Source organism: Kitasatospora sp. NPDC057738 (assembly GCF_042798815.1).
Lineage (GTDB): Bacteria > Actinomycetota > Actinomycetes > Streptomycetales > Streptomycetaceae > Kitasatospora > Kitasatospora lactacystinica.
The window spans coordinates 147,964-164,951 of record NZ_JBHVJT010000006.1 but is presented as its reverse complement, the minus strand read 5'-3'; the positions used below and the strand labels follow the sequence as shown (position 1 = coordinate 164,951).

Annotated in this window: 17 protein-coding genes; 10 read left to right on the top strand and 7 right to left on the bottom strand. The window is 76.0% G+C overall.

Going from position 1 to position 16,988, the window contains the following annotated elements; translation table 11 throughout:
• Nucleotides 1–180 precede the first annotated feature (180 nt).
• Nucleotides 181–1,368 carry a helix-turn-helix domain-containing protein gene (locus ACFVGO_RS05465; RefSeq protein ID WP_380349744.1) on the top strand — a complete coding sequence of 396 codons (1,188 nt, stop codon included), beginning with the start codon at nt 181–183 and terminating at the stop codon, nt 1,366–1,368.
• A 171-nt stretch (nt 1,369–1,539) separates the two neighbouring features.
• Here ACFVGO_RS05465 and ACFVGO_RS05460 read toward each other — a convergent pair whose 3' ends face one another.
• The gene (locus ACFVGO_RS05460; RefSeq protein ID WP_359909099.1) at nt 1,540–2,328 is read right to left on the bottom strand and encodes a serine protease; all 789 of its coding nucleotides are present in this window, start codon (nt 2,326–2,328) and stop codon (nt 1,540–1,542) included.
• 140 nt (nt 2,329–2,468) lie between these two features.
• Between ACFVGO_RS05460 and ACFVGO_RS05455 the strand changes: the two genes are divergently transcribed.
• The 3 genes from ACFVGO_RS05455 to ACFVGO_RS05445 all read left to right on the top strand — a co-directional run bounded on the left by ACFVGO_RS05455 (nt 2,469) and on the right by ACFVGO_RS05445 (nt 5,716).
• On the top strand, nt 2,469–3,305 hold the full coding sequence (locus ACFVGO_RS05455; protein ID WP_380630908.1) for an EI24 domain-containing protein: 837 nt from the start codon (nt 2,469–2,471) through the stop codon (nt 3,303–3,305).
• A gap of 543 nt (nt 3,306–3,848) precedes the next feature.
• Nucleotides 3,849–4,493 carry a transglycosylase SLT domain-containing protein gene (locus ACFVGO_RS05450; protein WP_380630907.1) on the top strand — a complete coding sequence of 215 codons (645 nt, stop codon included), beginning with the start codon at nt 3,849–3,851 and terminating at the stop codon, nt 4,491–4,493.
• 218 nt (nt 4,494–4,711) lie between these two features.
• A complete protein-coding gene (locus tag ACFVGO_RS05445; protein ID WP_380630906.1) occupies nt 4,712–5,716 on the top strand; it encodes a glycosyltransferase family 2 protein in 1,005 nt (334 codons plus the stop codon).
• Between the two features lie 6 nt (nt 5,717–5,722).
• Here ACFVGO_RS05445 and ACFVGO_RS05440 read toward each other — a convergent pair whose 3' ends face one another.
• Entirely contained in the window at nt 5,723–6,349 is a 627-nt protein-coding gene (locus ACFVGO_RS05440) for a hypothetical protein (protein WP_380349734.1), read from the bottom strand.
• A gap of 113 nt (nt 6,350–6,462) precedes the next feature.
• On the opposite strand from ACFVGO_RS05440, the gene ACFVGO_RS05435 reads away from it, so the two are divergent.
• Entirely contained in the window at nt 6,463–9,354 is a 2,892-nt protein-coding gene (locus ACFVGO_RS05435; protein ID WP_380630905.1) for an FAD-binding and (Fe-S)-binding domain-containing protein, read from the top strand.
• Nucleotides 9,355–9,375: 21 nt separating this feature from the next.
• Here ACFVGO_RS05435 and ACFVGO_RS05430 read toward each other — a convergent pair whose 3' ends face one another.
• Both ACFVGO_RS05430 and ACFVGO_RS05425 read right to left on the bottom strand, forming a co-directional pair.
• Nucleotides 9,376–9,909: a hypothetical protein gene (locus tag ACFVGO_RS05430; RefSeq protein WP_380630904.1), complete on the bottom strand. Its 534-nt coding sequence runs from the start codon at nt 9,907–9,909 to the stop codon at nt 9,376–9,378.
• Between the two features lie 42 nt (nt 9,910–9,951).
• Nucleotides 9,952–10,455, bottom strand: coding sequence for a DUF1453 domain-containing protein (locus tag ACFVGO_RS05425; protein ID WP_380630903.1), 504 nt, complete (start codon nt 10,453–10,455; stop codon nt 9,952–9,954).
• 74 nt (nt 10,456–10,529) lie between these two features.
• Here ACFVGO_RS05425 and ACFVGO_RS05420 point away from each other — a divergent pair, with 74 nt between their 5' ends.
• The 3 genes from ACFVGO_RS05420 (at nt 10,530) to ACFVGO_RS05410 (ending at nt 12,559) form a co-directional block, all read left to right on the top strand.
• Nucleotides 10,530–11,153 carry a TetR/AcrR family transcriptional regulator gene (locus tag ACFVGO_RS05420; RefSeq protein WP_380349723.1) on the top strand — a complete coding sequence of 208 codons (624 nt, stop codon included), beginning with the start codon at nt 10,530–10,532 and terminating at the stop codon, nt 11,151–11,153.
• 32 nt (nt 11,154–11,185) lie between these two features.
• Entirely contained in the window at nt 11,186–11,632 is a 447-nt protein-coding gene (locus ACFVGO_RS05415; RefSeq protein ID WP_380630902.1) for a PaaI family thioesterase, read from the top strand.
• A 96-nt stretch (nt 11,633–11,728) separates the two neighbouring features.
• A complete protein-coding gene (locus ACFVGO_RS05410; protein ID WP_359909069.1) occupies nt 11,729–12,559 on the top strand; it encodes an SDR family NAD(P)-dependent oxidoreductase in 831 nt (276 codons plus the stop codon).
• Between the two features lie 75 nt (nt 12,560–12,634).
• Here ACFVGO_RS05410 and ACFVGO_RS05405 read toward each other — a convergent pair whose 3' ends face one another.
• Together ACFVGO_RS05405 and ACFVGO_RS05400 are read right to left on the bottom strand one after the other, a co-directional pair.
• Nucleotides 12,635–13,084 (bottom strand): CBS domain-containing protein, encoded by a 450-nt coding sequence (locus ACFVGO_RS05405; protein WP_359909066.1) that lies wholly within the window; start codon nt 13,082–13,084, stop codon nt 12,635–12,637.
• A gap of 80 nt (nt 13,085–13,164) precedes the next feature.
• A complete protein-coding gene (locus ACFVGO_RS05400) occupies nt 13,165–14,172 on the bottom strand; it encodes a slipin family protein (RefSeq protein ID WP_380349773.1) in 1,008 nt (335 codons plus the stop codon).
• Nucleotides 14,173–14,324: 152 nt separating this feature from the next.
• Between ACFVGO_RS05400 and ACFVGO_RS05395 the strand changes: the two genes are divergently transcribed.
• Nucleotides 14,325–15,125, top strand: coding sequence for a uracil-DNA glycosylase (locus tag ACFVGO_RS05395; RefSeq protein ID WP_359909060.1), 801 nt, complete (start codon nt 14,325–14,327; stop codon nt 15,123–15,125).
• Between the two features lie 90 nt (nt 15,126–15,215).
• Here ACFVGO_RS05395 and ACFVGO_RS05390 read toward each other — a convergent pair whose 3' ends face one another.
• Nucleotides 15,216–15,989, bottom strand: a complete 774-nt coding sequence (locus ACFVGO_RS05390; protein WP_380349713.1) for an SDR family NAD(P)-dependent oxidoreductase — start codon at nt 15,987–15,989, stop codon at nt 15,216–15,218.
• Between the two features lie 118 nt (nt 15,990–16,107).
• Here ACFVGO_RS05390 and ACFVGO_RS05385 point away from each other — a divergent pair, with 118 nt between their 5' ends.
• Nucleotides 16,108–16,962: a helix-turn-helix transcriptional regulator gene (locus ACFVGO_RS05385; RefSeq protein ID WP_359909054.1), complete on the top strand. Its 855-nt coding sequence runs from the start codon at nt 16,108–16,110 to the stop codon at nt 16,960–16,962.
• Nucleotides 16,963–16,988: the final 26 nt, after the last annotated feature.

The window sequence follows — 16,988 nt, the reverse complement described above, 5'->3', positions numbered from 1 at the left end:
TTGGACCCCGAGTAAAGGTATTGGGTGGTGGACGGGTGGGAGAGGTTCCGGTCCCCCGGCCTCGCTCTCGGCCCGCCACCCGCCCCTCTCGTTTGACCAAGGCACGTCAACGGGGATACCAGGGCATGACGCTCCCCCACGAGCGCTCCCCCGCCCCCTCCGGGAGACCCCGTGCCGCCCTTGCCCACTCCCGCACCGCCCCCACCGCCCCCGGCCCCGCCACCCCCGCCGCCCCGTACGGAACCCGAGTCCGCCCGCCTGCGCTTCGGCCGCCGGCTGCGCCACTGGCGCGAGGCCCGCGGCCTCAGCCAGGCCGAGTTCGGCCGGCTGCTCGGCTACCACGACTCGCTGATCAGCCGGGTGGAGAACGCCCGCCGCTGGCCGCCGCCGGGGATGCCCGCCCGGGCCGACGAACTCCTGCTCGCCGGCGGCGAGCTGGCCGAACTCTGGCAGACCGTACGGCAGGAGCGCGAACGCCTCGGCGAACGCGCCGCCGCCCGGACACCGCCCGCCGCCCGCGCCGCACCACCGGACGCCGCCACCGTCGAGGTGCTCGCCCACCTGCTCGCCGCCTACCGCGCCGCCGCGGGCCGGATCGGCGGCGAGGAGCTGGCCGCCGTCCTGGAGCACCACGCCCACACCCTGCTCGGCGGGCGGCACCCCGGCCCCCGCGAGGCCCCCGGCGCCGACCGCTCGCTCGCCGCCCAGTACGCCGAGCTCGCCGGCTGGGCCCACTTCGAGGGCGACCGCCCCGCCCGCGCGCTCGGCTGGTACGCCACCGGGCTGGAGTGGGCCCGCGCGACCGGCGACCGGGCCACCGCGGCCTCCCTGCTCGTCCGCCAGAGCGCCCTGTACTGGTGGCTCGGCGACCCGGCCACCGCACTCGCCCTGGCCGAGGCCGCCCGGACCACAGCCCCTCCCCTGCCGGGGCTGTGGGCCTGGGCCGCCCTCGTCCAGGCCCACGCCCACGCACTGGCCGGCCGGGCGGCGCAGGCCGACCGGACGCTGGCCGACGCCCGGCGGCTGACCGACGCCGCACTGCTCACCGGCGTGCCGACGCCCTGGACGGCGCGCGCCGAGCTGGTCCTGGCCGTCGCCCACGGCACCTGCCACCGGGACCTCGCCCTCCGCACCGGCCGCACCGCCCACGCCCGCACCGCGGCGGCCCGGCTGGAGGCGGCCCTGCGGCTCCTCGACCGGGCCGCCCACCCGCGCGACCACGCCCTGGTCACCGCCCGCCTCGCCGGCGCCCACGCCCTCGCCGGTCACGCCGATGCCGCCCTCGCCCTGCTCGCCCGGCTGCCTCCGACCACCACCGGACGCATCGCCCGCGAGCAGCGGCGGGCCGGGGAATGGCTGCGCCGGTGAACGCCCGCGCCGAGCCCCCCGGCCCGGACGCGACGGCCGCTGCCGGGGCACGGCGGCGACCGCCCGGGCACGGCGGCGCCCGGTCCGCCACGGAACAGCAGGACCGGCCACCACCTGCGGGAGTGGTGGCCGGCCCTGCCGCACCGGTCGGACCGGGCCCGGCGGGTGGGCTCAGAGGCCGGCCGCCGCCGCGGCGATGTCGGCCGCGTACGTGCTCACCTGGCTGTAGACGCCCGGGTAGCCCGCGCGGGCGCAGCCGTTGCCCCAGCTGACGATGCCGACCTGGACCCAGCGGCCCGCCGCGTCCTTGCGGACCATCGGGCCGCCGGAGTCACCCTGGCAGGTGTCGACGCCACCCTGGGCGACGTAGCCCGCGCAGAGCGAGCCGGCGGTGTTCAGGCCCGGATAGGCGCGGGCGCAGGTGGCGTCGTCGACGAACGGCACGGTGGCCTTGAGCAGGTACCGCTGCTGGCCGCCGCCCTCGCGCGCGGCACCCCACCCCATGATGGTGAAGGTGCCCGTGTCGTAGGCGGTGGAGGTGGCGATCGGCAGGGTGCTGACCAGGCTGCTGTTCACCGGCGAGGCCAGCTTGATCAGCGCCCAGTCGTCGCCGTTCTCGGCGCCGGTGAAGGAGGGCGACTGGTACACGTACGAGGAGCGGACCTTGATCGCACTGCCGCTGTTCAGGTCGACCGCTCCGGCGGTGACGGTGATGCTGCTGTCGGCACCGGTGCCGTCGACGCAGTGGGCGGCGGTGAGCACGATCTGCGAGGTGTACAGCGCGCCGCCGCAGCCCATCGAGAGCCGCACCATGAACGGGAACTCGCCCTGCGTCGCCCGCGTGCCGCCGACCACGCTCGGCGACGGCGCGGGCGAGGCGGCGGCGGGCAGCACGAGCATGCCGGCGCCGAGCACCAGGCCGGCCAGCAGGCCGACCACTCTGCCGAATTGACGCTTCATCAGATCCTCCTTGCAGGTGGGGGAAGACCGAGAGTGGCCCGGCGGGCGGCGCGGCAGGAGGGGGCGGTCCTTGCCGGTCAGAACTGGCAGGAACACGGCAATGCGTGGTTCCGGGTGCGGAAGCCCTAAGGTGATCGCCCATGCGAGATCTTGCGGCGGGGATGAAGTACCTGGTCGAGGGCCAGAAGTGGGTGGGCCGGCACGGCCGCTGGTGGGGCTTCGGCATGCTGCCGGCCCTGCTCGCGCTGGTCGGCTACGTCGTCGCGCTCGCCTCCCTCGGCGCCTGGTCCCGGGACCTCGCGGACTGGGCCACCCCGTTCGCCGACCACTGGGGCGCTCCCTGGCGGGGCCTGCTGCGCGACGCGCTCGCGGCGGTCGTCTTCGGCGGCGGCCTGCTGTTCTCCCTGCTCACCTTCACCGCCGTCACCCTGCTGGTCGGACAGCCCTTCTACGAGGCGCTCTGCGCCGCGGTCGACGAGACCGAGGGCGGCGCGCCCACCCCGCCGGACACCGCGCTCTGGCGGGAGCTGCTGATCGCGGTGCGCGACAGCGTGTACGTGCTGGTGCGGGTGGCCGCGTTCGGCGTGGCGCTGTTCGCCTGCGGATTCATCCCGCTGGTCGGGCAGACGGTGGTCCCCGCGCTCGGCTTCCTGGTGTCCGGCTTCTTCCTGACCGTCGAGCTGACGGCCGTCGCCCTGCAGCGGCGCCGGGTGCCGCAGCCGGAGCGGATCCGACTGCTGCGCGCCCGGCTCGGGCTGGCACTGGGCTTCGGCACGCCGCTGGTGCTGGCATTCCTGGTGCCGCTGGTCACCGTGCTCGCCATGCCGGGGGCCGTCGCCGGGGCCACCCTGCTGGCCCGCGACCTCGTCCCGACCGCACCGGAGGAGGAGAAGGAGGAGCAGCAGCCGGGCCCGGCCCCCGACTTCCCCACCGCCACCGCGCGGCCCGTGCCGGGCAACCCGTACGCGACCCCCTGAGGCCGTCACCGGCCGGTCACGCTGCGCCGACCTCGCCCCCGCCCGCGTGTGAGCCCGCCCACAGGGGGATCGCCATCCACGATCCCCGATAGTGGACGGGCCCCCTCGAACGCCCCGCCCGGCGCCGCCGAGGCACCCGGGCCGGACCGCCCACGGCCCCGCCCCGCCTGAAGAACACAGGCCACCACGGCTGCCGCCCCTGCGATCCGTCGCCGCCGACCCGGCCTCCACCTCAGAGTGTGCATTTCGGACAAATACCACCAAAGCCATCGCCGAAGCCCGCCGCGGCCACCCCGCAACCACGATGCCGCGTAGTAGCGAACGCCTTTGCCACCCGTCCTCGGCCCTGCCAAGAATGGCCCGTCGCCAGGCAGCGCAGCCGACCACCTCCGCCGCCGCACGGCCCGCCCGCCCCCGCCGCTACCGCCGGGGCGCCACGGCCGCCCAGGGCGGCCGCACGAGCCCCGCCCGCCCGGAGCCCGTGCGACGCCCCGCCCCCCGTGCCACCGGCACGGCCCCCGACGGAGAAGGACCGCCCGCCCCATGCAGCTCAGCCATGCCCGCCGCAACTCCCTGATCACCGGTGTCGCCACCCTCGTGGTCGCGAGCGCCGCCACCGCCGCCCTCGCCATCCCGCAGGCCGGGAACGCGACCGGGGCCGCCCCCGTGGCCGCCGTCTCGGTGGACAGCGAGCCGGTCGCCGACCAGGGCCGGGCCGACGCCGCCGCCACTGCCGCCGCCGAACAGGCCGCCCAGGAGGCCCAGGCCAAGGCCGCGGCGGACGCCGCCGCCCAGGCCGAGGCGCAGGCCCAGGCGGACGCCAAGGCCAAGGCCGACGCCGACGCCGCCGCCTCCCGCTCCCAGGAGCGCCAGAACCTCACCAGCGCCCCGGCCGCCTACTCCGGCACCCCGCAGCAGATCGCCGCGCAGATCGTCCCCGCCGGCCAGCTCCAGTGCTTCAGCAACATCGTGTTCCGCGAGAGCAGCTGGAACCCGCTCGCGGTCAACGCCTCCTCCGGCGCCTACGGCCTGGTCCAGGCCCTGCCCGGCTCCAAGATGGCCTCCGCGGGCGCCGACTGGCGCACCAACCCGGCCACCCAGATCAAGTGGGGCCTGAACTACATGAACACCCGCTACGGCAGCCCCTGCGCCGCCTGGTCGTTCTGGCAGGCCCACCACTGGTACTAGGCCGAACCAGCGGTTCGGCTCCCCGGGGCCCGTGACGCACCCGCGTCGCGGGCCCCGGCGCACGTTCCCGCAGGCCGGGAGCCCGGTACGGGCGTGGACACGTCCGGAAGGCGGCGTGAAGATATGGCGCGCACTCGTACGATTTGCCACTGATTGATCGGAATTACGGACCGTCAGACCTTTGCCACGGTCCGCAGGCCCTCTTACGCTCCGGCGTCATGCCCTCACCCCTGATCAGCGTCGTGCTCCCCGCCTACGACCAGCACGAACAGCTCGCCGACTGCCTGGACTCGCTGCTCGCACAGTCCCTGGCCGACGTCGAGGTGATCGTCGTCGCCGACCGGTCCCCCGGGACGGCCGGCGGGCTCGCCGACGCGTACGCGGCCCGGCACCCGCGGGTGTCGACTCTGCACCTGACCGCGGCGGTCGGGGTCGGGGCCGCCCGGAACGCGGGCGCGGCACGGGCGAGCGGCGAGTACCTGCTGTTCCTGGACGCCGACCACCTGCTGCCCCGGGACGCGCTCCGGACGCTCGCCGACCGGCTCCGGCAGACCGGCCCGGTGGACGTGCTGCTGTTCGGCCACTCCCGCCGGCACCAGGACCGGGACTGGCCCGGCGGGGCCGAGGCCCTGCTCGCCGAGGCCGGCCCCGAACCGTTCGCCCCCTTCGACCGGCCCGCCCTGTTCGGCGCGCCGCCGCTGATCTGGGACCGGCTGATCCGCCGCGGCCACTGGGCCGAACTGGGCCTGGCCTTCCCGCCCGGCCGCTACGAGGAGGTCCCGGTCGCGCACGCCGCGCTGCTCGGCGCCCGGAAGGCCGCCGTGCTGGCACGCGAGTGCGTGCAGCTGCGCCGCCGGGAGACCGTCCACCCGGCGGGCGGCCCGGGCAGCAGCGTCTTCGACCTGTTCGAGCAGTACGAGCGCAGCTTCGCCCTGCTGGAGGAGCAGCCGCACCTGTACGCGGTGCGCGACGCGCTGTTCGTCCGGATGATCCGGCACTACCTGTTCGTCTTCGACCTGGCCGGCTGCGTCACCCGTGCCGAGCGGCCGCAGTTCTTCCACCGCGCCGCCGAGCACCACCGCCGCTTCCAGCCGCCCGGCCACCGCCGGCCGGGCGGCCGCGAGGGGATCAAGTTCTCGCTGCTGGCGGGCGGCGCCTACCCGGCCTTCGAGGTGGCCAAGCTCTCCCACATCGCGCGGGGCACGCTCACCGGGCGGAAATGACCCCGCTCAGACCTGCGCCACGCCGCCCCCGGCGGCCATCGCGGCGGCGATCCGGCGGGCCCGCTCGGCCCGGACCCCGACGGGCATCGGCGGCAGCACGTCCATCCACAGCGGCAGGGTCGAGCCGCGCAGCTGCGCCATCCCCTCGGGCCGGGCGAGCAGCCACAGGTGCAGGTGCGCGGAACCGTCGCCCCAGCGGTTCACATGGACCCGGCCGATGCCGCCGAGCGACCGTACGGCCCGCTCCACCCTCTGGAGCATCGGGCCCAGCCCCGCGGAGAGTTCGGCCGGCAGGTCCAGCAGGTCGTGGTGGGCGCGCGGCCACAGGAGCAGCGTGGCGGGCAGTCCGTCCGGCTCCTCGGTGGTGCCGAGCCGCCAGTGCTCGTCCGTCCACAGGAAGTCGGCGTCCGGCCGGGCGCAGTCCGGGCAGCTCTCCGGGCCGTCCTCGCCGTTCCGGGGCGGTTCGGGCAGCTCCGGCGCCCGGAGTTCCCGGACGGTCAGCTCGCCCTCGTACGGGAAGATCTCCCAGGAGGGCGCGCCGTCCGCCGGGAAGGGCAGCGGCTCGCCGATCGGGAGGCGGGCGAGGTAGGCGTCGGGGCCGGCCGGGTCCGCGGCCGCGGATTCTTCGATCATGACCGCCGAGCGTGCCACAGGACACCCTGTCGGCGGTACCCCCGTCGTGCCCGGTACCGGTGCGGCGGTACGGCTGCGATCATCGGCGGAGCCGTACTCCTGGGAGGTCCCTGGTGAGCCGTCCGTCCGCCGACCCCGGGGCCGAGCTGGCCCGCGCGCTGTCCGCCGTGCTGCGCGGCGAGGTCCGCTTCGGCGCCGCCGAACGCACCGTCTACAGTCAGGACGCCTCCAACTACCGGCAGTTGCCGCTCGGCGTGGTCAAACCCGCCGACCTCGACGACGTGCGCACCGCGCTGGCGCTCTGCCGCGAGCACCGGGTGCCGGTGGTGGCGCGCGGGGCCGGGACCAGCATCGGCGGGCAGGCGATCGGCCCGGGGGCGGTGGTGCTGGACTTCCGCCGCCACCTCGGCGCGGTGCTGGAGCTCGACCCGCGGGCCCGCACCGCGCGCGTCCAGCCCGGCACCGTGCTGGACGACCTCCAGCGCGCCGCCCGGCCCCACGGGCTGCGCTTCGGCCCCGACCCGTCCACGCACAGCCGCTGCACCCTCGGCGGCATGATCGGCAACGACTCCTGCGGCTCGCACTCGCTGGCCTGGGGCCGCACCGCCGACAACGTCGAGCGGCTGGAGCTGCTGCTCGCGGACGGCACCGAGCTGACCGTCGGCGGGCGGCTCACCGCCGCGGAGCGCGCCGCGCTCGCCGCACGGCCCGGACGGGTCGGCGAACTCCACACCGAGCTGCAGGAGTTCACCGACCGCAACCTCGCCGTCATCCGGCAGGGCATGCCGCAACTGCCCCGCCGCACCTCCGGCTACCCGCTGGACGCGCTGCTGCCCGAGCACGGCCACGACCTGGCCCGGGCGCTCACCGGCACCGAGGGCACCTGCGCACTGCTGCTCGGCGCCACCGTCCGCCTGGTCGAGGACCCGCCCGCGCGGGCCCTGGTGGTGGCCGGCTACCCCGACGAGGGCGCCGCCGCCGACGCCGTCCCGGCACTGCTCCCGTACGGTCCGCTGACCGCCGAGGGCATGGCGGCCGACCTGATCGCCGCGCTGCTCGCCGCCGGCCCGCGTCCGCCCGCACTGGACCGGCTGCCCGCCGGCGAGTGCTGGCTGTTCCTGGAGACCGGCGGCGACACCCCGTTGGCCGCCTACCAGGCCGCCCGCAGGCTGGGCGACGCGGTGCGCCGCGAGCGCTCGGCCTCCGTCGCCCTGGTCACCGACCCGGTCGAGCAGCGCCAGTTGTGGGCCGTCCGGGAGGCCGGCGCGGGAATCGTCACCCTGCTGCCCGGGGGCGGCGAGGCCTGGCCCGGCTGGGAGGACTCCGCCGTCCCGCCCGAGCGGCTCGGCGACTACCTGCGGGACCTGCGCGCCCTGCTGCGGCGGCACAGCCTGCGCGGCGTCCCGTACGGGCACTTCGGCGACGGCTGCGTGCACCTGCGGATCGACTTCCCGCTGGACGAACCCCAAGGGGTGCTGGTCTTCCGGGAGTTCCTGGAGCAGGCGGCCGATCTGGCGGTCTCGTACGGCGGTTCGCTCTCCGGCGAGCACGGCGACGGCCAGGCCCGGGCCGAGCTGCTGCCACGCATGTACCCACCCGAAGTCATCGGCCTCTTCGGCGAGTTCAAGCGGATCTGGGACCCGGAGAACCTGCTCAACCCGGGCGCCCTGGTCGATCCCCGCCCGCTCGACGCCGACCTGCGCTTCGTCACCGCCCCGCGCCGCACGCTGCCGCTGGCCCTCCCGTACGAACAGGACGGCGGCAGCCTGGTCAGGGCGGTGCACCGCTGCGTGGGCGTCGCCAAGTGCGTGGCCCCGGGCAGCGGGGTGATGTGCCCGAGCTACCTGGCCACCGGCGAGGAGCGGCACTCCACCCGGGGGCGGGCCCGGCTGCTCGCCGAGATGCTGCGCGGGGACGCCGTCCCGGACGGCTGGCGTTCGGAGGAGGTCCGGGAGGCACTGGACCTCTGCCTGAGCTGCAAGGGCTGCGCGAGCGACTGCCCGGTCCACGTCGACATGGCGACCTACAAGTCCGAGTTCCTGTACCAGCACTACCGGCACCGGCCGCGGCCGCTCGCGCACTACTCGATGGGCTGGCTGCCGCTCTGGCTGCGGGCCGTCGCGCTCGCCCCCGGGGCGGCCAACACGATCGCCCGCTCCCGGGCCGGCGGGCTGATCAAGCGGCTCGGCGGGATCGACCCGCGCCGGGTGCTGCCCGTCCTCCCGCCGGAGACCTTCACCGCCTGGTACCGGCGGCACCGCGCCGCCCACCCGGCCCCGGCGGGCGCCCGGCCGGTGCTGCTGTGGCCGGACACCTTCTCCGACCACCTCCAGCCGAACGTGCCGCGCTCGGCCGTCGAGGTGCTGGAGCACCTGGGCTTCGACGTCCGGCTGCCCGCTGGACCGGTCTGCTGCGGCCTCACCTGGTACTCCACCGGCCAACTCGGAACCGCCCGCCGGGTGTTGCGGCGCAGCCTGCGGGCGCTGACGGGAGCCGGGATCCAGGCCGACACCCCCGTGGTCGGCCTGGACCCCAGCTGCACCGCGACGCTGCGCGAGGACCTGCCCCGGCTGCTCGGCGCACAGGGCCGCCCGCTCGCCGACCGCACCCGCACCTTCGCCGAGTTCCTCGACGAGTACGCCCCGGACGCCCCGCTCCCCCGGATCCCGCTGGACGCCCTCACCCAGACGCACTGCCACCAGCACGCGGTGCTCGGCAGCGCCGCCGACCGCCGGGTGGAGGCCCGGCTCGGCCTGAACAACCGGGTGCTGGACTCCGGCTGCTGCGGCCTGGCGGGCGACTTCGGCTTCGCGCGGGGCCACTTCGAGGTGTCCGAGGCCATCGCGGAGCGGGTGCTGCTGCCCGAGGTGCGGGCCGCCGGGCCGCGGACGGTGGTCCTCGCGGACGGCTTCAGCTGCCGCACCCAGATCGCCCAACTCGCCGACGGGCGGCAGGCCCTGCACCTGGCGGAGCTGATCGCCCGGGAGCTGCGGTCCGCGAGGTGACGAGGGCGTGTCCGACACGCCCTACCGGGTGCCCTGCGGCTCCTTGCCGGATGCGTGCGCCGCGAGGAAGGCCCCGGCGTGCGCCGCGGCCTCCTCCCGGGTCCGGTGGCCGACGGCGGCCCCGCCGGTCGTGCCGTCGGCGCCGGTGCCCGTCCAGCGCCAGCCCCCGGCGGCCGCGTCCTCGATCAACTCGACCGTTCCGCCGAACAGTCGAAGCGATCCCGGGCGCGCCACCGGACGGCTGACGGCCTCCGGCCACTTCTTCCGGGCACCCTGCCGGGTGATGCCCCAGGCGGCGCCGAGCTGTTCGTACCCGGCGCCGTAGGAGCCCGCGGTGGCGGCCGCGCCCGCGGTGAGCCGCTTGACCTCGGCGTCCACCAGCTTCCAGACGGACAGCACCGAGAGGGCGGCCTCGACCGGCTCGGCGTCCCACATCCGCTCCGCGGGCAGGCCGGTCGCGCGGGCGCGCACGGCGGCGGCAAGGGGGCCGAGGGCGTCGAGAAGGGCCTTGGCCAGCTCGGCCTGTTCCTCATGGGTGATCTCCGCGATCGTCATGCCGACAACCCTAGTTACCAAATCCAGCTCTGACAACCAAAGTTACCGGCGGAGCCGGTCGAGGGGGCTCGAACCCCGCCGCTCGGGCGCGAACGGAGTGCCCGAGGAGACCCCGCGCCGGCCCACCACCAGGGCCTCCCCCAGGAAGCCCACGCCGATCGACAGCTGGACCGGCCTGGCATCAGGGGCCAGGCCGAAGTGCCCGGCGAGCGCGGCGAAACAGGCCACCACCGCGAGCGAGAGCGCCGCGACCAGGAAGGTCCGCCCGGTGTAGCGCTGCCACAGCACGCCCTCCCGCTCGTAGACCTGGACGGTGGCGCCGCGCACCGCCCCCAGCGCGAGGCCGAGCGCGGCACCCGCCGCGATCCAGCCGTAGTCGGCCGCACCGAGGCCGTGCCGCTGGGCGAGCGCCCAAGCGCCGAGGCCGGTGAGGATCACCGGCGCCGCGAAGAGGTCCCGGGCGTTGAGCGGCTCGCCGCGCAGCCGCCTGATCACCACCACCACGACCACGGCGGCGACCAGCCCCACGTGCACCCAGTTGTCCATTCCCACTCCCCCGGAGTTTTGTAGCTCGACCGTGCTAAATCAGCAATTTAGCTCGCCCGTGCTATAACGGCAACATGCCGAAGATCGTCGACCCCGCCGAGCGCCGCCAGGCCGTCGCCGACGCCGTCCTGCGCGTCGCGGCCCGGGAAGGGCTGGAGCACGCCTCCCTGCGCAACGTCGCCGAGGAGGCCGGACTGGCCGTCGGCTCGGTACGGCACTACTTCGCCGGCGGCTCGGAGCTGATGATCTTCGCGATGGGCGAGCTGGCCCACCGGATCGAGGCCCGCGTCCGGACCCACGCCGCCGTCCTGCTCGACCCAGCCACCGCCGGCACCGACCGGCGCGAGCGGACCGTCCGGCTGCTCGCCGAGACCCTCCCGCTGGACGCCGGACGCCGGGAGGAGTCCGCGCTCTGGCTCTCCTTCGTCACCGCCGCCCGGACCCGGCCCGACCTGCGGCCCCGCGCCGCCGAGATGCAGGCCGGACTCGACGACCTGGTCCGCCGCGTCCTCACCGAGTCCGAGCGCTCGGGCGGCCTGGCCCCCGGCCTCGACCTCGGCGTCGAGACCCGCCGGCTCTCCGCCCTGCTGGACGGCCTCACCCTCCAGGCCGTCCAGCACCCCGACCTGGTCGGCCCGGACGAGCTGCGCGCGGTGCTGCGCCGCCACCTCGACACCCTGGCCGCTCCGGCCTCCTGACACCGCGCCAACACCCCCGGCACAATGGCGCGATGACCCTCACCACCGCCGAGGCGGACAGGATTCTGGCCGACCACTTCGCGCCCTGGGTGCGGGACCTGGGCCTGTCGACCGTCGAGGCCGGCGAGCAGCACGCCGTCCTGCGGCTGCCCTGGTCCGACCGGCTCGCCCGCGAGGGCGGCGCGCTGTCCGGCCAGGTACTGATGGCCGCCGCCGACACGGCCTGCGTGATCGCGCTGTGCGCGGCCCGCGGCGGATTCGGCCCGATGACCACCGTCCAGCAGTCCACCACCTTCCAGCGCGCGGTCCTCGCCCGGGACGTGCTGGTGCACGCCCGGATCACCAGGCTCGGCCGCCGGCTCGCCTTCCTCGACATCACCCTCCTCCCCGAGGGCACCGAGGGAACCAGGGGCACCGAAGGCACCAGGGGCACCGAGGACCCCGCCGCCCACGCCACCGCCGTCTACGCCCTGGGCTGACCGACCGGCACCCGGCTTCCGCGCCCGGATGTCACACCGGCCCGCCCCACGGTGTCCTGATGTCACCAGGTCCTCGGACAGAGTGGAGCGGAAATCATGAGCAAGGTCTGGTTCGTCACCGGTTCGTCCCGCGGCCTCGGCCGCGCCTTCGTCGAGGCGGCCCTGTCCCGCGGCGACCGGGTGGCCGCGACCGCCCGGGACACCGGCCGGCTCGCCGAACTGGCCGCCGCCCACGGGGACGCGGTGCTCCCGCTCCCGCTGGACGTCACCGACCGCGCGGCCGTGCACCGCGCCGTCCTCCGGGCCCACCAGCACTTCGGCCGGCTCGACGTCGTCGTCAACAACGCCGGCTACGGCCTGTCCGGAGCCGTCGAGGAACTCTCCGAGCGGCAGCTGCGCGACCAGCTGGACACCAATCTGTTCGGCCCGCTGCGGGTCGTCCAAGCCGTGCTGCCGCTGCTGCGCGCCCAGGGCTCCGGGCACATCGTCCAGATCTCCTCGGTCGCCGGCGTCGCCGCGTTCCCGCTCGGCGGCGGGTACTGCGCCTCCAAGTGGGCCCTGGAGGGCCTGAGCGAGGCGCTCGCCCAGGAGGTCGCCGGGTTCGGCGTCAAGGTGACCGTCGTCGAGCCCGGCAGCTACGCCACCGACGCGGTCGCCTCCGCCGTGCACGCCGAGGCCGACCCCCGGTACGACGGGCTGCGCGCAGCCTCCGCCGGTCGGGCCGCGGCGCTCGACGTCGGCGACCCGGCCGCGGCCGGCCGGGCCCTGCTGCGGCTCGTCGACGCCGATCAGCCGCCGCTGCGGGTGTTCTTCGGCACCGGGGGCCACCCCATGGTGCGGCAGGCCTACGCCGACCGGCTCACCACCTGGGACGCATGGGCCCGGCTCTCGGCGGAGGCGCACGGCCCCACCGCCCCGGCCGTCTGACCGGCACGACGGCGGCCCCGCCCCTCACCGGCGTTCACGGGGGCGGGCCCCGCCGCCCGCGGGCGCTCGGCGGCGTCAGCCCTGGGCGGCCCCCGCGGGCTCCTGCTCCGCGCAGACCGCCGAGACGAACTCGGCGACCCGCGCCCGCGGCAGACCGCGCGCGATGTCCGCCTCGCTGATCATGCCGACCAGCTTGTGCTCGGGGTGGTTGATCACCGGCAGCCGGCGCACCTGGTACTGCTCCATCACCCGCAGCACCTGTTCGCAGTCCTCGTCCGCCTCCACCGTCATCGGGCGCCCCTGCGCCAGCTCGCCCGCCGTCACGGACGCCGGGTCACGGCCCTCGGCGACGCAGCGCAGCACGATGTCGCGGTCGGTCACGATCCCCAGCAGCTTGTCGCCCGGCCCGCAGATGGGCAGGGCGCCCACATGGCGTTCCCGCATGATCCGGGCGGCGGCCGCGAGCGTCTCGTGCTCGCGGATGCACTCGGCGCCCGGGTGCATGATGTCGCTGGCTATGGTCATGGTCCGCCTCCTGGCCTGGCTTCCCTTCCCCCGTCCATCGTGGTCCGGGCCGGTGGCCGACGCCACCGGGGCCGGCGCGCTCAGCCGCCCCCGGCCGGGCCCGTACGACCGCCCTGCTCGACCCCGTCGCCCTGCCCGACCCGGCCGTCCGGCGACTCCGGACCGACCAGCGGCGACTTCTCCAACACCTCCTCCAGGGGCGGGGGTTCGTGCCTGGGCTGTTCCGGTTCGAGCTCCTCCTCCGACACCTCGCCGCTCTCCACCGCCTCCTCCACGGCCTTCGCCCCGGCCGCGACCGCGGCAGCCGTCAGCAGGTTCCGCTGCTGGACCTCCGTCGCGCTGTCCAGGAAGCGCAGCAGCTCCACCGGGAAGGGCAGCACCAGCGTCGAGTTCTTCTCCGCGGCCACCTCCACCACGGTCTGCAACAGCCGCAGTTGGAGCGCGGCCGGAGTCTTGCTCATCACCGCCGCGGCGTCCGACAGCCGCTCCGAGGCCTGGTACTCGCCGTCCGCCGTGATGATCCGGGCCCGCCGCTCCCGCTCGGCCTCCGCCTGCCGGGCGATCGAGCGCTTCATCGACTCCGGCAGCGCGACGTCCTTGATCTCCACCCGGTCGATCTCGATGCCCCAGCCCAGGGCCGGACTGTCGATCATCAACTCCAGCCCCTGGTTGATCGGTTCCCGGTTGGCCAGCAGGTCGTCCAGCTCGCTCTTGCCGATGATCGAGCGCAGCGAGGTCTGCGCGACCTGGGAGATCGCGAAGTTGTAGTCCTGCACGTTGACGGTGGCCTTCACCGGGTCCTCCACCCGGAAGTAGACCACCGCGTCCACCCGCACGGTCACGTTGTCCCGGGTGATGCCCTCCTGCGCCGGGATCGGCATCGTCACGATCTGCACGTTCACCCTGCGCAGCCGGTCCGCGATCGGCATCAGCGCCACCAGCCCGGGATCGCGCACCTCGTCGCGCACCTTCCCGAAGCGGAACACCACGCCCTTCTGGAACTGCTGGACGACCCTGATGCTCAGGCCCGCCCAGATCACACCCAGTCCGGCGAGCCCTCCGAGGACACCCAGCACCGCATCGACGATCATCGCGGCCTCCTCGCGGCCTGCGCGCGCACCGGCGCGCCCGGCCGCCGCCGGCCATGACCGGCCGGGGACCGCCGGGAGCAACTGATTCCACGCTACGCCTGCCCGGTCCGCGCCGGAACGAACGTCCCGGAGCCTCTAGGATCCTGGCCATGCCGACCGTGGCCGCGTCCTCCTCGCCCGCCGACGACCCCGCCGACGATCCCGACGACCCCCGCCATCCCGCCGAGGCGGCCGTCCGGGCCGGCGGACTCGCCGAGCTGGACCGCGTCGTCACCGGCTGCCGGGCCTGCCCGCGGCTGGTCCGGTGGCGCGAGGAGACCGCCCGGACCAAGCGCCGCGCCTACCGGGACTGGGACTACTGGGCCCGCCCCGTCCCGGGCTTCGGGCCGCCGGACGCCCCGCTCGTCCTGGTCGGCCTCGCCCCCGCCGCCCACGGCGCCAACCGCACCGGCCGGATCTTCACCGGCGACCCCTCCGGCGACCTGCTCTACGCCGCCCTCTACGAACTCGGGCTCGCCAACCGCCCCGAGTCCGTCCGCCACGGCGACGGCCTGGAACTGTCCGGCGTCCGGATCACCGACCCGGTCCGCTGCGCCCCGCCGGACAACAAGCCCAGCACGGCCGAACGCGACACCTGCCGGCCCTGGATCACCCGGGAGCTGGAGCTGATGCGCCCCACCGTGCGCACCGTGGTCGCCCTCGGCGGCTTCGCCTGGCAGGCGATGCTGCCGGTGATCGCGGACGCCGGCTGGCGGGTCCCCCGCCCCCGCCCGGCCTTCGGCCACGCCGCCCTGGCCGTCTTCCCGGCCCGCGACGGCGGCCCGGACCTGCGGATGTACGGCTGCTACCACGTGAGCCCGCGCAACACGAACACCGGCCGGCTGACCACCGCGATGCTCCGGGACCTGCTGCGCGAGGCGGCCCGCTCGGCGGGGCTCGACCCCCGGTAGCCCGCCCCCGCCGGCGGCCTCGCTCGCGCGACCCCGCTCGCTCGCCCACGCCGGCACGGCCCGCGGGCAACCGCTCCCGGCGCGGGCCGGTCAGTCGAACCGCCGGGTGGCCGTGATCCCGCCGTCCACCGGCAGCGTCACGCCCGCGACGTACGAGGCCCGGTCGCTCAGCAGCCAGGCGGCCGCCTGCGCCACCTCCTCGTCCGTACCCGGCCGGCCCAGCGGCGTGGAACGCTCCACCAGCGCGGCGAACTCCGGCCCGGACCCGAAGAACGGCTCGGTGCCCGGCGTGCGCACCACCCCGGGCGCGACGGCGTTGACCCTGATGCCGTGCCGGGCGTGATCGGCGGTGGCCGCCTTCACCAGACCGCTCAGGCCGTGCTTGGCGGCCTGCTGGGCGCCGTCGCCGAAGCCCCCGACCAGCGCCCCCACACCGGTGTTGAGCACCACCGCGCCGCCGCGCCCGGCCGCCGTCATCGCCCGCAGCTGGGCCCGCAGACAGAGCCAGGTGCCGCGCAGGTTGAGCGCGTGGGTGTCGTCCCACTCCGACTCCGAACGCTCGGTGAGCGGGGCCGGCGGCAGGCCGTTGCCCGCGTTGTCGAAGGCCGCGTCCAGCCGGCCGAAGGCCTCCAGCGCGGTGTCCACCGTCCGCTGCGCACCGGCGGCCGTGGTCAGATCGGCGGCGACCGCCACCGCCCCGGCCCCGGTGGCGCGCAGCTCGGTGGCCAGTTCCTCCACCTCGGCGCCGGAGCGGGCGGCGAGCACCAGCAGCGCGCCCTCCCGGGCGAACAGCCGGGCGGCGGCCGCGCCGATGCCCCGCCCGGCGCCGGTGACGATCGTGACCTTGTCGTCGAGAAGTCCCATGCGGCGAGCCTGCCGCCGTGCCCGCCGGCCCACCAGCGGCCGGACGCTCCCCGGGAACCGGCTTCCTGGGACAGCCAGGTCCTGGCTGTCCCGGGCGAGCTGTGGCAGCCTGACGCGCATGCCCGAGACCCCGCTGGGCGCCTTCCTCCGCGCCCGCCGCGCCCGACTCGCGCCCGCCGACGCCGGCCTGCCCGCCTCCGGACGCCGCCGTACGCCCGGACTGCGCCGCGAGGAGGTCGCCGCCCGCGCCGGGATCTCGGCCGACTACTACGCCCGCCTGGAACAGGGCCGCCAACGGGTGCCGACCGGCCCGGTCCTCGACGGTCTCGCCGAGGCCCTGCAACTGACCGCCGCCGAGCGCGGCTACCTGCACCGGCTGGCCGCCCGCCCGCACCGCCCGGCCCCGCCGCCCGCCGAAGCCCCGGCGCTCCCTCCGACCACCCTCGCCCTGCTGGACACCCTGGACGCCGCGCCCGCCTTCGTCACCGGCCCCACCTTCGACCTGCTGGCCTGGAACCGGCCCGCCGCCCTGCTGCTGGCCGGGCCGGAACGACGGCCGGCCCCTGAGCGGAACCTGCTCTGGCAGGTGTTCTGCTGCCCGTACCGGGACCGCTCGCAGGGCAACACGGCCGCCGAGGGCTCGATCGGCGCCGACCTGGTCGCCTCACTGCGCGCCCAGCACGCCGACCGTCCCCGCGACCGCGCCCTGCTCGCCCTGGTCCACCGGCTGTCGGCCGACAGCCCCGTCTTCGCCGAGCTCTGGGACCGCCACCGCGCCGCGCCGCCCCGCCCCGGCCGCCTCCACGTCCGCCACCCGGCCCTCGCCGCCACCGTCCTCGACTACACCGTCCTGCCCCTCCCCGAGGACGGCCGCCACCTCTTCGCCTTCCTCGCCCCGCCCGACAGCCCCACCCGGCACGCCTTCGCGGCGGCCGGCGGGGACCTGCTCCGGACCGCCACCGCCCCGGGGTAGCCGCCGCGCGCACCGCACGCGACCGC

Excerpts from the sequence above, each read along its gene's own strand:
- ACFVGO_RS05460 (WP_359909099.1), bottom strand. The coding sequence starts at position 2,328 with ATGAAGCGTCAATTCGGCAGAGTGGTCGGCCTGCTGGCCGGCCTGGTG.
- ACFVGO_RS05455 (WP_380630908.1), top strand. The coding sequence starts at position 2,469 with ATGCGAGATCTTGCGGCGGGGATGAAGTACCTGGTCGAGGGCCAGAAG.
- ACFVGO_RS05450 (WP_380630907.1), top strand. The coding sequence starts at position 3,849 with ATGCAGCTCAGCCATGCCCGCCGCAACTCCCTGATCACCGGTGTCGCC.
- ACFVGO_RS05445 (WP_380630906.1), top strand. The coding sequence starts at position 4,712 with ATGCCCTCACCCCTGATCAGCGTCGTGCTCCCCGCCTACGACCAGCAC.
- ACFVGO_RS05440 (WP_380349734.1), bottom strand. The coding sequence starts at position 6,349 with ATGATCGAAGAATCCGCGGCCGCGGACCCGGCCGGCCCCGACGCCTAC.
- ACFVGO_RS05430 (WP_380630904.1), bottom strand. The coding sequence starts at position 9,909 with ATGACGATCGCGGAGATCACCCATGAGGAACAGGCCGAGCTGGCCAAG.
- ACFVGO_RS05425 (WP_380630903.1), bottom strand. The coding sequence starts at position 10,455 with ATGGACAACTGGGTGCACGTGGGGCTGGTCGCCGCCGTGGTCGTGGTG.
- ACFVGO_RS05420 (WP_380349723.1), top strand. The coding sequence starts at position 10,530 with ATGCCGAAGATCGTCGACCCCGCCGAGCGCCGCCAGGCCGTCGCCGAC.
- ACFVGO_RS05415 (WP_380630902.1), top strand. The coding sequence starts at position 11,186 with ATGACCCTCACCACCGCCGAGGCGGACAGGATTCTGGCCGACCACTTC.
- ACFVGO_RS05410 (WP_359909069.1), top strand. The coding sequence starts at position 11,729 with ATGAGCAAGGTCTGGTTCGTCACCGGTTCGTCCCGCGGCCTCGGCCGC.
- ACFVGO_RS05405 (WP_359909066.1), bottom strand. The coding sequence starts at position 13,084 with ATGACCATAGCCAGCGACATCATGCACCCGGGCGCCGAGTGCATCCGC.
- ACFVGO_RS05395 (WP_359909060.1), top strand. The coding sequence starts at position 14,325 with ATGCCGACCGTGGCCGCGTCCTCCTCGCCCGCCGACGACCCCGCCGAC.
- ACFVGO_RS05390 (WP_380349713.1), bottom strand. The coding sequence starts at position 15,989 with ATGGGACTTCTCGACGACAAGGTCACGATCGTCACCGGCGCCGGGCGG.
- ACFVGO_RS05385 (WP_359909054.1), top strand. The coding sequence starts at position 16,108 with ATGCCCGAGACCCCGCTGGGCGCCTTCCTCCGCGCCCGCCGCGCCCGA.